The following is a 15237-nucleotide window of genomic DNA, read 5'->3' on the forward strand; positions in this document are numbered from 1 at the left end:
CTCTAGTGTGTTTTTTGTTGTTGCTTTTTTTTTTACATACCCCCCCCCCCCCCCCGGGGGGCGTTGTCCGCCCCCCCCCCCCCCCCCACGGCTCCGTTTTCCGTGCGGGCAGCTTTCCGTGCGGGCAGCGAAAAGGGCGCCCCCGACTATTTCTCTTCTTTGTATACGGCGTGATTGTTAATTGCGGACGCTCGCGATGTTTACGGCATGTTGCGAAGCCCTCACCTTTTCCCGGCCGCGCTCCGGCCGCTTCAGCCGGTGCGCCGCGGCGGTCCGCTCCGCGTGCAGCGCCGTCAGCGTCCGCGCCCGCTCCGCGTCGCCGCGCGCCACCGCGTCCACGATCGCGCCGTGCTCCGCCCAGGACTCCGCGGGGCTGGCGGGCTGGTCGACCAGGTACATCCAGGCGATCTTGTGCCGGAGCTGGGTGAGCGGGGCGGTGAGCGCGGGGCTTCCCGACGCCTGGGCGAGTGTCTCGTGGAACCAGGCGCCGAGCGAGCGCAGATCCTCGCCCTGGCCTCGGCGGGCCCGCTCCTGACCCAGTCTGACCAGGCCGCGCAGGACCTTGAGATGGGCTTCCGTACGGCGCTGGGCGGCGCGCGCGGCGCCCAGCGGCTCCAGCAGCAGCCGCACGTCGAGCAGGTCCGCCGCCTCCTGCTCCGTGGGCTCGGCCACGCAGGCACCGACATGGCGGCGGGTGGTCACGAAGCCCTCCGCCTCCAGCGTGCGCAGGGCCTCGCGGACCGGGACACGGGAGACGCCGTAGCGCCGTGCCAGCTGCTCCTCCGTGAGCCGGCTGCCACGTTCGAATACGCCGGAGACGATGTCGTCGCGAATCGCCGTGCATACCGAGTGCGCCGGAATACGCATGTCCGAACCTCCGCCTTAATCCGCGCGAAACGCTGCCGATTGACGCCTGTTCCGTGACTCTATTGCAATCATCGCGAATTTCCGATGGGTGCCCGGAATCCATGGATATCTTTTGGCCGGCGGACCGTGGCGGGGAGCGGAGTGGTCGGGGGTGGTCAGACGTTCACGCCGTGCGCGCGCAGATACGCGACGGGGTCGATGTCCGAGCCGTAGTCGGGGCCCGTCCTGGCCTCGAAGTGGAGGTGCGGCCCGGTGGCGTTGCCGGTCGCGCCGGAGACACCGATCCGCTGCCCGGGGGTGACGCTCTGGCCGACGGTGACGCCGATCGAGGAGAGATGGCCGTACTGGGTGTAGGTGCCGTCGCTCATCCGCAGCACGATGTTGTTGCCGTACGAGCCGCCCCAGCCCGCCTCGACCACGGTGCCCGCCCCCACGGCCACGACGGAGGTGCCGGAGGCGGCGCGGAAGTCGACGCCCGAGTGGCTGCCGGAGGACCAGAGCGAGCCGCCCGCGCGGTACCCGGTGGTGACGTACGAGCCGGCGATGGGGAGCTGGAAGGCGTTGAGCCGCGCGCGCTCGGCGGCCCGGGCCGCGCGCTCCTTCTCCGCGCGGATCTCCTGGGCGCGGGCCTCGGCCTCGCGCGCCGCCTCCGCCTTCGCGGCGGCCTTCGCCTTGGCCTCGGCGGCCCGGTGCTGCGCGTCGGCCTGGGCGTCGATGGTGCCGGCGAGGGAGTCGTTGATGACCAGGGCCTGCATCAGCCCGGTCTGCGCGGCGGCCGCGTCCGTGCCGGCGGCGAGCGCCGGGGAAGCGGCGAGGGAGCTGATGACACCGGTGGCGGTCAGCGTCGCGGCACCTGCGACGCGCACGCTCCCGCGGAACGTACGGCTGCGGGCACGATGCTTCCCGGTGGCACGGGTGAACGCCATGGAGTGGCTGGTCCTTTCCTTCCTTCTCGCCTACCGGGTTAGCTGACGGGTTCGGAGCAGGAAGGTCTCCTACGGGCGCTTCCGCCGCACAGGGCAGCGGACGACACCCGATTCACCCCAGGGATCTCACGGGTCCCCGGCTCCCCGGGCTCGCGCCTGACGGGGACTCGGCGATGACTGTCCGATGCCGCGGACGCGGCGAACTGGCGAACAGCCGGACCGACGTTAAGCGGGTCGTCTTTCAATCACCAAACAGACAGGCCCCTTTGTAGCGCACACCACAGGGCAGACAGTCACCCTCCCCAACAAAGAGGGACATAAAGGGGAACCCCGGCAGCCGAAGCCGCCGGGGTTCCCCGAAGAGGCCGGATCAGCCGGTGACGACCGTCACTTCACCGATCCCGAGAGCCATGACCGGCTCCTTGATCTGCGCGGCGTCACCGACGAGCACGGTCACGAGCCGGTCCACCGGGAAGGCGTTGACGGCCGCGGCCGTCGCCTCGACGGTGCCGGTCTCGGCCAGCCGCGCGTACAGCCGCGCCTGGAAGTCGTCCGGGAGGAACTGCTCGACCTGGTCGGCCAGCGTGCTCGCGACGGAGGCCGCCGTCTCGTACTTCAGCGGGGCCACCCCCACCAGGTTCTGGACGGCCACATCGCGCTCGGCGTCGGTCAGCCCCTCGGCCGCGAGCGTGCGCAGCACCTTCCAGAGGTCGTCCAGCGCCGGGCCGGTGGACGCGGTGTCCACGGAGCCGCTGATGGCGAGCATCGCCGCGCCGGTCGCACCGCCCGGGGCGTCGGGCGACGAGGAGCGCAGCACCTGGCCGAAGGCCCGTACGCCGTAGGTGTAGCCCTTCTCCTCGCGCAGCACGCGGTCCAGCCGGGAGGTGAGCGTGCCGCCCAGGCAGTACGTGCCGAGGACCTGCGCGGCCCAGACCCGGTCGTGCCGGTCGGCGCCGATGCGGCCGATCAGCAGCTGGGTCTGGACGGCGCCGGGCCGGTCCACGATCACCACGCGGCCCGTGTCGTCGGCGGTCACGGGCGGTACGGGACGGGGCGCGGCGGTGTCGCCGGTCCAGGTGCCGAGGGTGTCGGCGAGGACCTCGTCCAGATCCACACCGGTGAGATCACCGACGATCACGGCGGTGGCCGTGGCGGGGCGTACATGCGCCTCGTAGAAGGCGCGCACGCCCGCGGCGTCGATGCGCTCCACCGTCTCCTCGGTGCCCTGGCGCGGCCGTGACATGCGCGAGGACGCCGGGAACAGCTCCTTGGAGAGCTGCTTGGCGGCGCGGCGGCTCGGGTTGGCGGTCTCGTGCGGGATCTCGTCGAGTCGGTTGCGTACGAGCCGTTCGACCTCGCTGTCCGCGAAGGCGGGGGCGCGCAGCGCCTCGGCGAGCAGGCCGAGCGCCTTGGGCAGCCGGGAGACGGGGACCTCCAGGGAGATCCGGACGCCCGGGTGGTCGGCGTGCGCGTCGAGCGTGGCGCCGCAGCGCTCCAGCTCGGCGGCGAACTCCTCGGCGCTGTGCTTGTCGGTGCCCTCGGAGAACGCCCGCGCCATGATCGTGGCGATACCGTCGAGCCCCTCGGGCTCGGCGTCCAGCGGGGCGTCGAGATTGATCTCGACCGCCACCACCTGCTGCCCGGGACGGTCGCAGCGCAGCACCGTCAGGCCGTTGTCGAGAGCGCCGCGCTCGGGGGCGGGGAAGGCCCAGGGCCGGGCCTCGCCGGCCGTCGGGCGCGGGTGGAAGTCCATGGTCACGGCAGCGTCGGTCACTGGTCCGCCCCCTCGTGCTCGTCGGTCTCGTCTTCATCGGCGGAGGCGTCGTCGCCGTCGGCGGCGACCGGCTCGTAGACCAGCACCGCGCGGTTGTCGGGGCGCAGCCGCGCCGCGGCGACGGCCCGTACCTCTTCGGCGGTGACGTCCAGCACGCGGGTCACGGCGGTCAGCGCCAGCTGCGGGTCGCCGAAGAGCACGGCGAACCGGCACAGCTCGTCGGCGCGGCCGGCGACCGTACCGAGCCGGTCCAGCCACTCGCGCTCCAGCTGGGCCTGGGCCCGCTCCATCTCCTCGGCGGTCGGGCCCTCGGCGGCGAAGCGTGCCAGCTCCTCGTCGACGGCGGTCTCGATCTCCGGGACCTCGACGCCGCCGGACGTCTTCACGTCCAGCCAGCCGAGGGAGGGCGCGCCCGCCAGGCGCAGCAGCCCGAAGCCCGCGGCGACCGCGGTCCGGTCGCGGCGTACCAGCCGGTTGTGCAGCCGGGAGGACTCGCCGCCGCCGAGGACGGTCAGCGCCAGATCGGCGGCGTCGCACTCGCGGGTGCCGTCGTGCGGCAGCCGGTAGGCGGCCATCAGCGCGCGCGCCGGGACCTCCTCGTGGATCTCCTCGCGCAGCTGCTCACCGATGGTGTCGGGGAGCGAGCCGTCGCGCGGCGGCTGCTTGCCGTCGTGGGACGGGATCGAGCCGAAGTACTTCTCGATCCAGCCGAGCGTCCGCTCGGGGTCGATGTCGCCGACGACCGAGAGCACCGCGTTGTTCGGCGCGTAGTTCGTACGGAAGAACGCGCGGGCGTCCTCCAGGGTGGCCGCGTCCAGGTCGGCCATCGAGCCGATCGGGGTGTGGTGGTACGGATGCCCCTCGGGGTACGCGAGCGCGGTCAGCCGCTCGAAGGCCGTACCGTAGGGCACATTGTCGTACCGCTGGCGGCGCTCGTTCTTGACGACGTCCCGCTGGTTCTCCATGGACTCGTCGTCGAGCGCGGCGAGCAGTGAGCCCATCCGGTCGGCTTCCAGCCAGAGCGCCAGCTCCAGCTGGTGGGTGGGCATCGTCTCGAAATAGTTGGTGCGCTCGAAGCTGGTGGTGCCGTTCAGGGAGCCGCCGGCCCCCTGCACCAGCTCGAAGTGGCCGTTCCCCTGCACCTGCGCCGAGCCCTGGAACATCAGGTGCTCGAAGAGGTGGGCGAGTCCCGTACGGCCCTTGACCTCGTGCCGTGAGCCGACGTCGTACCAGAGGCACACCGCGGCGACCGGGGTCAGGTGGTCCTCGGAGAGCACCACGCGCAGGCCGTTGGCCAGGCGGTGCTCGGTCGCTGTCAGGCCGCCGGAACCGGCCTGCGCTGTGGCCGTGTGACCCATGGGCATGTACGTCCCTTCGATCGCGAGATGGAGAAGTCCTGCCACTGTATGCAAGCGTGCTCGCACCTGGCGAAGTTCCCGGTGCCGCGCACCCCCGGCGCGTGCTCAACGACGGGTCGAGGTCGGGGTTGTCAGTGGCGCGGTCCACAATGGTCCGCGTCAGTCAGAGAAGTTGCCGTTCAGAACCTGTGAAGGAGCCGCAGCAGCGATGGCCCGCCGCAGCACGAAGACCCCGCCGCCGGAGGACTTCGAGGAGAAGATCCTCGACATCGACGTGGTCGATGAAATGCAGGGCTCCTTCCTTGAGTATGCCTACTCGGTGATCTACTCCCGGGCCCTGCCGGACGCCCGCGACGGAATGAAGCCGGTGCACCGCCGCATCGTGTACCAGATGAACGAGATGGGCCTGCGTCCCGACCGCGGCTATGTGAAGTGCGCGCGCGTCGTCGGTGAGGTGATGGGCAAGCTCCACCCGCACGGGGACGCGTCGATCTACGACGCCATGGTCCGCATGGCACAGCCGTTCTCGATGCGGCTGCCGCTGGTGGACGGCCATGGCAACTTCGGTTCGCTCGGCAACGACGATCCGCCGGCCGCCATGCGTTACACCGAGTGCCGGATGGCCGACGCCACGTCACTGATGACGGAGTCGATCGACGAGGACACCGTCGATTTCGAGTCGAATTACGACGGCCAGGAGCAGGAACCGGTCACGCTTCCGGCCGCGTATCCGAACCTGCTGGTCAATGGCGCCTCCGGGATCGCGGTCGGCATGGCGACGAACATGCCGCCGCACAACCTGGGGGAGGTCGTGGCGGCGGCGCGCCATCTGATCAAGCACCCGGGCGCGGACCTGGAGACGCTGATGCGTTTCGTGCCGGGTCCCGATCTGCCCACCGGTGGCCGGATCGTCGGGCTGACCGGCATCAAGGACGCCTACGAGAAGGGCCGGGGCACGTTCAGGATCCGGTCCACCGCGACGGTCGAGGACGTCTCCGCGCGCCGCAAGGGCCTGGTCATCACGGAACTGCCGTTCTCGGTCGGCCCCGAGAAGGTGATCGCGAAGATCAAGGATCTGGTCTCCGCCAAGAAGCTCCAGGGCATCGCGGACGTCAAGGACCTCACCGACCGCGCGCACGGACTGCGCCTGGTCATCGAGGTCAAGAACGGTTTCGTGCCCGAGGCGGTGCTGGAGCAGCTCTACAAGCTCACGCCGATGGAGGAGACCTTCGGGATCAACAATGTGGCGCTGGTCGACGGCCAGCCGCTCACGCTGGGCCTGAAGGAGCTGCTCGAGGTCTATCTCGACCACCGCTTCACGGTGGTGCGGCGGCGCAGCGAGTTCCGGCGTACGAAGCGGCGCGACCGGCTTCACCTGGTCGAGGGACTGCTCGTCGCGCTCATCGACATCGATGAGGTCATCCGGCTCATCCGGTCGAGCGACAACTCCGCGCAGGCAAAGGAGCGGCTGATCGAGCGCTTCTCGCTCAGCGACATCCAGACGCAGTACATCCTGGACACGCCGCTGCGCCGGCTCACCCGCTTCGACCGGATCGAGCTGGAGAGCGAGCGCGACCGGCTCAACGGCGAGATCGACGAGCTGACCGGGATCCTGGAGTCGGACGCCGAGCTGCGCAAGCTGGTCTCGTCCGAACTGGCCGCGGTGGCCAAGAAGTTCGGCACCCCCCGGCGCACGGTGCTGCTGGAGTCCGCGAGTTCGTCCGTCGCGTCGGTGCCGCTGGAGGTCGCGGACGACCCGTGCCGGGTGCTGCTCTCGTCCACCGGCCTGCTGGCCCGTACGGTCAACGGCGAGCCCCTGGAGGGCGGTGACGGCAGGCGCGTCAAGCACGATGTGATCGTCTCGGCCGTGCCCGCGACGGCGCGCGGCGACATCGGCGCGGTGACCTCCGCCGGCCGGCTGCTGCGGATCTCGGTGATCGACCTGCCCCAGCTGCCGGACACGGCCTCGGCGCCGAATCTGTCGGGCGGGGCGCCCGTTTCGGAGTTCCTGGCGCTGGAGGGTGACGAGGAGCTGGTCTGTCTGACCACGCTGGACGAGTCGTCCCCGGGGCTCGCGCTGGGCACGCTCCAGGGCGTCGTCAAGCGCGTGGTGCCCGACTACCCGTCCAACAAGGACGAGTTGGAGGTCATCGGCCTCAAGGAGGGCGACCGGATCGTCGGCGGCGCGGAGCTACGGACGGGCGAGGAGGATCTGGTGTTCATCACCTCCGACGCCCAGCTGCTGCGGTATCCGGCCTCGCAGGTGCGGCCGCAGGGCCGGCCCGCGGGCGGCATGGCGGGCGTCAAGCTCGCCGAAGGCGCGTCGGTGATCTCGTTCACGGCGGTGGATCCGGCGGCGGACGGCGTGGTCTTCACGGTCACCGGCTCGCACGGCACGCTGGACGATTCGGTGCGTACGGCCAAGCTCACCCCGTTCGACCAGTACCCGCGCAAGGGCCGGGCGACGGGCGGTGTGCGCTGTCACCGGTTCCTGAAGGGCGAGGACATGCTGGTCCTGGCCTGGGCGGGGGCGAGTCCGGCGCGGGCGGCCACGAAGGCCGGTGTTCCCGTGGAGCTGCCGGAGCCCGACCCGCGCCGGGACGGATCGGGCACGCCGTTCACGAAGGCGGTCGAGTCGCTGGCCGGTCCCGCGCACTGACGAGCGGTCCGCTCACGGCATGTCCGGCTCCGGATCCGGGCCTTCGGGCCCGGACCCGGGCTCGGTCAGGTCGGGTACGTAGCGCAGGACGCCCCACATGCCGCTCTGGTCCACGGCGGCGTCCCGCGCCGCCCGCGGATCCGTCTCCTGGCAGGCGTCCAGCTCCTTGAGCAGCGCCTCCCGGTCGATTCCCGAGCCGATCAGCACCAGTTGGGTGAGGCGTTCCGCGCCGCGCCCCCAGGGCGCCGGGTGGAAGCGCAGCGCCCGGCCGACCGCGTGCAGGGCATAGCGGTTGGCCGGGTCGGCGGCGCCGAAGTCGACAAATCCCTTGATCCGGTAGAGCCCCGGGGGCCGGGAGTCGAGGAAGGCCATGAGCCGCCGCGGGTTCATCGGGGCGGCGGCGGTGAACGACACGCTCTCGTAGGCCGCGTGGAGATGGCCGTCGTGGGACGCGTGCTCGTCGCCGGCGGGGTGCGCGTCCTCGTACAGGTCCTCGAAGGAGAGCTGGCGCGCCTTCTCCTCCTCGTCGGGACGGACCGCGGGGTCGAAGAGCAGTTCCGGGTCGATCCGTCCGTACGAGGCGGAGACCACCGACGTCCCCGGGCCCAGTCCGTCCAGGGTGGCGAGGATGCGCCGGTGCTCCGTCTCCGCCACCCGGTCGGTCTTGTTGAGCACCACGAGATCGGCGAGCGAGATATGCCGGTCGATCTCGGGATGGCGTGCCCGGGTGGCGTCGAACTCGGCGGCGTCGACGACCTGGACCAGTCCCCCGTACACGGCGTGCGGATGGTCGCCGGTGAGGATCATCCGGACGAGCTCCTGTGGTTCCGCCAGTCCGCTGGCCTCGATGACGACGATGTCGATCCGGGCGGAGGGCCGGGTCAGCCGCTCCAGATAGCCGTCGAGTTCGCTCGCGTCCACGGCGCAGCACAGACAGCCGTTGCCGAGCGAGACCGTCGAGCCGACCTGTCCGGCGACGGTCATGGTGTCGATCTCGATGGCGCCGAAGTCATTGACGACCACCGCGATCCGGTTGCCGGCGCGGCGGCGCAGCAGATGGTTGAGCAAGGTGGTCTTGCCCGATCCCAGAAAGCCGGTGAGGACGACCACCGGGATCTGCTTCCTGCTCACGCGCGCGCCTCCGTGCCATGCCGGTTCCGGTTCGGGAGTCCTCCGCCGGTCTTGGAGTCCTCCGTCCGCTCCAGGATATGGGCGCTCCGGCGGACCACCCGTCCGCCCGGGGACCTGCCCCGGGCGGGACGGATCCGGGCTGAGCGGACGGGGGCCTCGACGGGGCGGGACCCCGGCGTGTCCTGCGACACGGCCGTGACGCGTGCCTCAGCTCCGCAGCCAGGCCGCCGTGTCCTGCGGCAGCCGCCCGCCGTCCAACGGGCCGCTGGTGAGCAGGACACATGTGTGGGCGGGGAGTTCCGCCGGTTCCTCCGCGAGGTTGACGACACAGACCAGACCGTCGGCGCGGGTGAAGGACAGCACGCCGGGAGCACCCTCCAGCCAGCTCATCGGCCCGTCCCCGAAGCCCGGTTCGGTACGGCGCAGCCGCAGGGCCTCGCGGTAGAGGGCGAGCATCGACGCCGGATCGGCGCCCTGACGATCCGCGGCGTACGAGGCCCATGACTCCGGCTGGGGCAGCCAGGGCTCGGTCTCCGAGCCGAACCCCGCGTACGGCGCGTCCGCCGTCCAGGGCAGCGGCACCCGGCAGCCGTCACGCCCCGGGTCCGTGCCGCCGGAGCGGAAGTGCATCGGGTCCTGGATCCGGTCGCGTGGTATCTCCACCTCGGGCAGCCCCAGTTCCTCGCCCTGGTAGAGATAGACGGCGCCGGGGAGCGCCAGCGAGAGCAGTGCGGCGGCGCGCGCCCTGCGGGTGCCGAGTTCCGTGTCCGTCGGGGTGCCGAACGCCTTGGCCGCGAAGTCGAAGCCGCTGGCCTCCCGCCCGTACCGGGTGACCGTGCGGGTCACATCGTGGTTGCAGAGCACCCAGGTGGCGGGGGCGCCGACGGGCGCGTGCTCGGCGAGCGTCTCGTCGATCGCGGTCCGCAGCAGATCCGCGTCCCAGGGGCAGGCGAGGAAGTTGAAGTTGAACGCCGTGTGCAGTTCGTCCGGGCGCAGATAGCGCACGAACCGCTCGGTGTCGGGCAGCCAGACCTCGCCGACGAAGATGGCGTCGTACTCGTCGGCGATGGCGCGCCAGGAGCGGTAGATGTCGTGCAGTTCGTCGAGGTCGATATAGGGGTGCGGGTCGCGGCCCGCGGTGAAGTCCGGCAGCGCCGGGTCCTTGGCGAGCAGCGCGGCCGAGTCGATCCGTACGCCCGCGACGCCGCGCTCGAACCAGAAGCGCAGCACGTCCTCGTGCTCCCGGCGCACCGCGGGATGGGCCCAGTTGAGGTCGGGTTGCTCGGTGGCGAAGAGATGGAGGTACCACTCGCCGTCGTCGAGCCGGGTCCAGGGCGTGCCGCCGAATTCGGAGATCCAGTCGTTCGGCGGGATCTCACCGTGCTCGCCGCGCCCGGGTCGGAAGTGGAACAGTTCGCGCTCGGGGCTGCCGGAGCCGGCGGCGAGCGCGGCCTTGAACCAGGCGTGCTGGTCGGAGACATGGTTGGGTACGACATCGATGATCGTACGGATACCCAGTTCACGCGCCTCGGCGATGAGCTTCTCGGCCTCGGCGAGGGTGCCGAAGGCGGGGTCGATGGCGCGGTAGTCCGCCACGTCATAGCCGCCGTCGGCGAGGGGCGAGAGATACCAGGGGGTGAACCAGATGGCGTCCACCCCGAGTCGCACGAGATACGGCAGCCTCGCCCGTACGCCCGCGAGATCTCCGGTGCCGTCTCCGTCCCCGTCGGCGAAGCTGCGTACGTAGATCTGGTAGATGGCGGCGTCCCGCCACCAATTCGTGTCGGCGGGCGCCAGAGGGCTGCCTTCCATACGACTTCCTTTCACGGTGTACGGCCCTGGGGTCCTGGTCAGCCCTTGATGCTGCCGGTGCTGATGCCGGCGATGATGTGGCGCTGGAACACCAGGAACATCAGGACCATCGGGATACTGGCGATCACCATGGCGGCGATGAGTACCGACAGCGGGATGTTCTGCGACAGCTGGACCAGCGCGACGCTGATGGGTTGTTTGCCGGTGTCCGAGAAGACCATCAGCGGCCAGAGGAAGTCCTGCCAGACGGCGACGAGCGCGAAGATGGAGACCACGCCGAGCACCGGCCGTGACATGGGCAGCAGGATCGACCACAGGGTACGGAGCTTCCCCGCGCCGTCGATCTCCGCCGCCTCCAGCACATCGCGCGGGATCTGGTCGAAGAACCGCTTCAGCAGATAGAGGTTGAACGCGTTGGCCACGGCCGGCAGCCAGATCCCCAGCGGGTCGTTGAGCAGGCTGGTGTGGATCAGCGGCAGATCGGCGATGGTCAGGTACTTCGGTACGAGCAGCGCCTGGGCGGGGACCATCAGGGTGGCGAGGATGCCGCCCAGGATCACCTTCCCGAACGCCGGCTTCAGTTTGGACAGGGCGTAGGCCGCCGCCGTGCAGAAGACGAGCTGGAGGATCCAGGCACCTGCGGCCTGGACCACGGTGTTCCACAGATGCGTGGGCAGCTGCATCAGGTCCCAGGCATCGGTGTACGCGCTGAGCTGCCAGGTGCCGGGGACCAGCGTCGGCGGCGTCCGCACCAGTTCGTCCGGGGACTTCATCGCCCCGGAGGCCATCCAGTACACGGGAAACAGGAAGGCCAGGACGAACGCGAGGACGACACCGCCGAAGACGGTCCAGTAGAGCGCCCTGCCCCGGGTGCTCGCGAGCGCGAGCGGGGAGACGAGGGTGCGTACGGCCGGGGTGCGTACAGCGGGGGTGCGTACGGCCGCGGTACGTCGGATCATGCGCCGCGCTCCTCTCTCAGTCGTCGGTGCGGGTGAGCCGCAGATAGAGGGCGGAGAAGAGGCTGAGCACGATCAGCAGCATCACGCTCAGGGCGCAGGCCCCGCCGAAGTCGTTGTAGAGGAACGCGTACTTGTAGATGAGATAGAGGACCGTGACGGTGGAGTTCTCCGGTCCGCCACCGGTGATCACGAAGGGCTCCGTGAACACCTGCATCGTGGCGATGATCTGGAGCAGCATCAGCATCAGGATGATGAAGCGGGTCTGCGGGACGGTCACATGGCGCACCCGCTGCCAGATGTTGGCGCCGTCCAGCTCCGCGGCCTCGTAGAGCTCCCCCGGGATGCCCTGGAGCGCGGCGAGATAGATCAGGACCGTGCCGCCCATGTTCGCCCAGGTCGCGACGATGACGAGGGAGAGGAGCGCGGTGTCCGCGCCGTTGGTCCAGTTCGAGGTGGGCAGGTGGAGGAAGCGCAGCGCCTCGTTGGCGAGACCGGCGCCCGGATCGTAGAACCACTTCCACAGCAGGGCGCTGACCACCGGCGGGATCATCACCGGCAGATAGACGACCACCCGGAAGAACGCCTTCGCGTGGCGCAGTTCGTTGAGGACGAGCGCCATCACGAACGGGACCGCGAAGCCGATCAGCAGGGCGATCAGGGTGAAGGTGAGTGTGTTGCGCCAGGCCGCCCCGAACTCGGGGTCGTCGAAGACATGGGTGAAGTTGGCGGTCCCGACCCACTCCGGAGCCGATCCGGGGGTGTACTTCTGGAAGGCGATGATCACCGCGCGGATCGCCGGGTACCAGGAGAACAGCGCGAAGCAGACGAGGCCGCCGATCAGGAACCCGTAGGCGCGCGCCTGATGGGACAGTCTGCGGCGGAGTGGGCCCGCGGCGGCGCGGCCCGCCGGGCGCGGCCCCGGGGTGGCGGGCGGCGCGGCGGCGGACCGGTGGGGGGCCTGGGCAGTCTTCATCGACGCGTCAGCCTCGGGCCAGGATTCCGTCGATCTTGGACTGCGCGTCCTTCAGGAGACCGTCGATGTCGGCGTCCTTCTTGGTGAGGACCGCGGAGACCGCCCCGTCGAGGACCGAGTAGATCTGCTGGGCCTTCGGCGGCTCCAGCTTCGCGGTGAGCTGCTGGCTGCCGTCCAGGAACGCCTGGTAGTTCTCGACCGGGACGTTGGCGTACTGCTTCTTGAGCTCCTGGTCCGCGGCGTCCGTGGCGCCGGTCCACAGCCGGGGCTCGGGGAGACCGACCGGGGCCTTCAGATCGGCGGCGCGCTTCCAGTTGTTGAGCCCGGTGCCCGGTCCGTTCGTCTGGAACTCCAGCCACTTCAGACCGGCCCTGATCTGCTCGGGCGAGGCCTTCTTGCTGAACATGTAGCCGTCGCCGCCGATGAGCGTGCCCTTGCCGCCGGGCATCGGGGCGAGCGCGAGGTCCTCGTACCTGCCGCCCTTCTCCTTGACCAGGATCGGCACGTTGTCCGGCGCGGAGATGTACATGCCGAGCTTGCCGGAGCCCATCATCTGCTGGACGTCGTTGAGGATCAGGAGCTGCTTGGTCCCCATGGAGTTGTCGGTCCAGCGCATGTCCTTGAGGTTCTGCAGGACGGCCTTGCCCTCGGGGGTGTCGACGCTCCCCTTCTTGCCGTCCGCGGTGACGACATCGCCGCCCTGCGAGTAGATCTCCGCGGTGAAGTGCCAGCCGCCCTGGTTCTGCGCGCTGTAATCGGCGTATCCCACATAGCCCTTGCCGAGTCCCGCGATCTTCTTGGCGGCGGCGCGGACCTCTTCCCAGGTGGCCGGCGGCTTGGCGGGGTCGAGGCCGGCCTGCTGGAAGAGCTTCTTGTTGTAGAGCAGGCCCATCGAGTAGTTCGTGCGCGGGACGCCGTAGACCTTGCCGTCGACGGTGTAGACGTCGCGCAGCGACTGCTGGATGTCGCCGTAGCCCTTCATCTCCTTCACGTACGAGGTGATGTCCGCCGCCTGGTTGATGTCGACGACGTGGCGGGCGTCCGTGAAGTACGTGTAGAAGACGTCCTCCATCTGACCGCCGGCGAGCTTCGCGTCGAAGGTCTTCGGGTCCTGGCAGGGGAAGGCGTCGTGGCCGACGATGTCGATGTCCGGGTTGGCCTTCTCGAACGTCGCGATGTCGTCCTCGAAGTTCTGCCGGTCGATCTTGGCGCTCTTCGGCGGCATGCAGTTCACGGTGATACGCGTCTTGCCCCCGGCGGTGTCCTCACTGCCCGAGCCGCACGCGGCCAGACCAGTGAGGGCGAGCGCGGAGGCTATGGCTGCGGTGCAGGTGCGGCGGAACCCGGAACTTCTCATCGGTGGGACCCCTCTTGGGCAGGAGCGTGGGAAACCCACAGCTGCTCGCTGTGTGGCGGCGCTCACTCAACCACCAACTACGGATGTCCGCAATATGTCGCCCCGATTTCGCAAATACTTGACAGTTGGTGCGCATGTCCGGTCATCTGGATGCGGCACGGCCCCGCAACGCGGCGGGCCCCGCACGCTGTTCGCGTGCGGGGCCCGGATACGGGCGTGCCTGCCCGTCAGGCGCGCGGGGCCTGCGCCGTGGAACCGCGTACGACCAGCTCCGGCTCGAACAGCAGCTCACCGGACGGCACCGCGCCGCCCTGGATCTGGGCGCTCAGCATCTCCACGGCCGCCCGCCCCATGGCCTCGATGGGCTGCCGGACGGTGGTCAGCGGCGGCTCGGTGCAGTTCATGAAAGCGGAGTCGTCGAAGCCGACGACGGACACCTCGCGCGGTACGTCGAGACCGCGCCGGCGGGCGGCCCGTACCGCACCGAGCGCCAGCGGGTCACTCGCGCAGATGATGCCCGTGACCCCCCGGTCCAGCAGCCGCGACGCCGCCGCGTGCCCGCCCTCCAGGGAGAACATGGTCCGCTCGACGCACTCGTCGGGCAGCTTCGCCCTGGCCGCCTTCGCCGCCGCCAGCGCCGCGGCGAGCTTGCGCCGGGAGGGCACATGGTCGGACGGGCCGAGGACGAGACCGATGCGCTCGTGGCCGAGCGAGGCGAGATGGCGCCAGGCCTGCTCGACGGCCACGGCGTCGTCGCAGGAGATACAGGGGAAGTCGAGGTTCTCGATCGGCGCGTTGATCAGGACGACCGGGATCTTGCGCTCGGCGAGCAGCCGGTAGTGGTCGTGCGGGGCGTCCGCCTGCGCGAACAGCCCGCCGGCGAAGACCACCCCGGAAACCTGCTGCTGGAGCAGCAGTTCCACATAGTCCGCCTCGGAGACGCCGCCCTTCGTCTGCGTGCACAGCACGGGCGTCAGGCCCTGCTGGGCCAGTGCCCCGCCGATCACCTCGGCGAACGCCGGGAAGATGGGATTCTGCAATTCCGGCAGCACCAGACCGACGAGCCGGGCGCGCTCGCCGCGCAGCTGCGTCGGCCGCTCGTAACCCAGGACGTCCAGCGCGGTCAGCACCGACTGGCGCGTGGCCTGCGAGACCCCGGGCTTGCCATTGAGCACCCGGCTGACCGTGGCCTCGCTGACCCCAACCTTCTTCGCCACCTGAGCAAGTCGTCGCGTCATACACGCAAGACTATCGCAAGGGATGCAAGCTACTTGCTTGAGAGCGTAATTCGAGCGTAAAGAGGGCGGTAAGCGAAGTGGCGGCCGGGGGGGGCCCGCCCGCCCCCCACAAACGCCCCCCGGGGCGGACCAGCCCCAACAACGGGTTTAAGTTGTTAGATAATGTGGACGTGGGGTTGGTAA

11 protein-coding genes and 1 riboswitch are annotated in these 15237 nt (G+C 70.0%); of the genes, 1 reads left to right on the plus strand and 10 read right to left on the minus strand.

The features are described from left to right. Nucleotides 1–177 precede the first annotated feature (177 nt). From ACFRKB_RS18450 to ACFRKB_RS18465, 4 genes are all read right to left on the minus strand, one after another. Entirely contained in the window at nucleotides 178–867 is a 690-nt protein-coding gene (locus ACFRKB_RS18450; protein WP_383106932.1) for a GntR family transcriptional regulator, read from the minus strand. A 155-nt stretch (nucleotides 868–1022) separates the two neighbouring features. Next, nucleotides 1023–1793, minus strand: a complete 771-nt coding sequence (locus tag ACFRKB_RS18455; protein WP_383106934.1) for a M23 family metallopeptidase — start codon at nucleotides 1791–1793, stop codon at nucleotides 1023–1025. Nucleotides 1794–1806: 13 nt separating this feature from the next. Continuing rightward, nucleotides 1807–1976, minus strand: a riboswitch (cyclic di-AMP (ydaO/yuaA leader). Between the two features lie 187 nt (nucleotides 1977–2163). Beyond that, entirely contained in the window at nucleotides 2164–3546 is a 1383-nt protein-coding gene (locus tag ACFRKB_RS18460) for a M16 family metallopeptidase (RefSeq protein WP_383106970.1), read from the minus strand. 17 nt (nucleotides 3547–3563) lie between these two features. Continuing rightward, nucleotides 3564–4931 (minus strand): M16 family metallopeptidase, encoded by a 1368-nt coding sequence (locus ACFRKB_RS18465; protein WP_383106972.1) that lies wholly within the window; start codon nucleotides 4929–4931, stop codon nucleotides 3564–3566. Nucleotides 4932–5133: 202 nt separating this feature from the next. Here ACFRKB_RS18465 and ACFRKB_RS18470 point away from each other — a divergent pair, with 202 nt between their 5' ends. Then, nucleotides 5134–7584 (plus strand): DNA gyrase/topoisomerase IV subunit A, encoded by a 2451-nt coding sequence (locus tag ACFRKB_RS18470; RefSeq protein ID WP_383106935.1) that lies wholly within the window; start codon nucleotides 5134–5136, stop codon nucleotides 7582–7584. Nucleotides 7585–7596: 12 nt separating this feature from the next. Here the strand turns inward: ACFRKB_RS18470 and ACFRKB_RS18475 are convergent, their stop codons facing one another. The 6 genes from ACFRKB_RS18475 to ACFRKB_RS18500 all read right to left on the minus strand — a co-directional run bounded on the left by ACFRKB_RS18475 (nucleotide 7597) and on the right by ACFRKB_RS18500 (nucleotide 15054). Further along, nucleotides 7597–8715 carry a CobW family GTP-binding protein gene (locus tag ACFRKB_RS18475; protein WP_383106937.1) on the minus strand — a complete coding sequence of 373 codons (1119 nt, stop codon included), beginning with the start codon at nucleotides 8713–8715 and terminating at the stop codon, nucleotides 7597–7599. Nucleotides 8716–8922: 207 nt separating this feature from the next. Further along, nucleotides 8923–10527 (minus strand): glycoside hydrolase family 13 protein, encoded by a 1605-nt coding sequence (locus ACFRKB_RS18480; RefSeq protein ID WP_383106938.1) that lies wholly within the window; start codon nucleotides 10525–10527, stop codon nucleotides 8923–8925. A gap of 38 nt (nucleotides 10528–10565) precedes the next feature. Next, complete coding sequence (locus ACFRKB_RS18485) at nucleotides 10566–11486, minus strand: carbohydrate ABC transporter permease (RefSeq protein ID WP_383106940.1); 921 nt, start codon at nucleotides 11484–11486, stop codon at nucleotides 10566–10568. 16 nt (nucleotides 11487–11502) lie between these two features. After that, nucleotides 11503–12459: a carbohydrate ABC transporter permease gene (locus ACFRKB_RS18490; protein ID WP_383106941.1), complete on the minus strand. Its 957-nt coding sequence runs from the start codon at nucleotides 12457–12459 to the stop codon at nucleotides 11503–11505. A 7-nt stretch (nucleotides 12460–12466) separates the two neighbouring features. Next, nucleotides 12467–13816, minus strand: coding sequence for an ABC transporter substrate-binding protein (locus ACFRKB_RS18495; protein WP_383106943.1), 1350 nt, complete (start codon nucleotides 13814–13816; stop codon nucleotides 12467–12469). A 227-nt stretch (nucleotides 13817–14043) separates the two neighbouring features. Further along, nucleotides 14044–15054, minus strand: a complete 1011-nt coding sequence (locus tag ACFRKB_RS18500) for a LacI family DNA-binding transcriptional regulator (RefSeq protein ID WP_365974213.1) — start codon at nucleotides 15052–15054, stop codon at nucleotides 14044–14046. Between the last annotated feature and the right edge of the window lie 183 nt (nucleotides 15055–15237).

The sequence above is a fragment of the Streptomyces scopuliridis genome (assembly GCF_042790125.1).
GTDB lineage: Bacteria > Actinomycetota > Actinomycetes > Streptomycetales > Streptomycetaceae > Streptomyces > Streptomyces scopuliridis_A.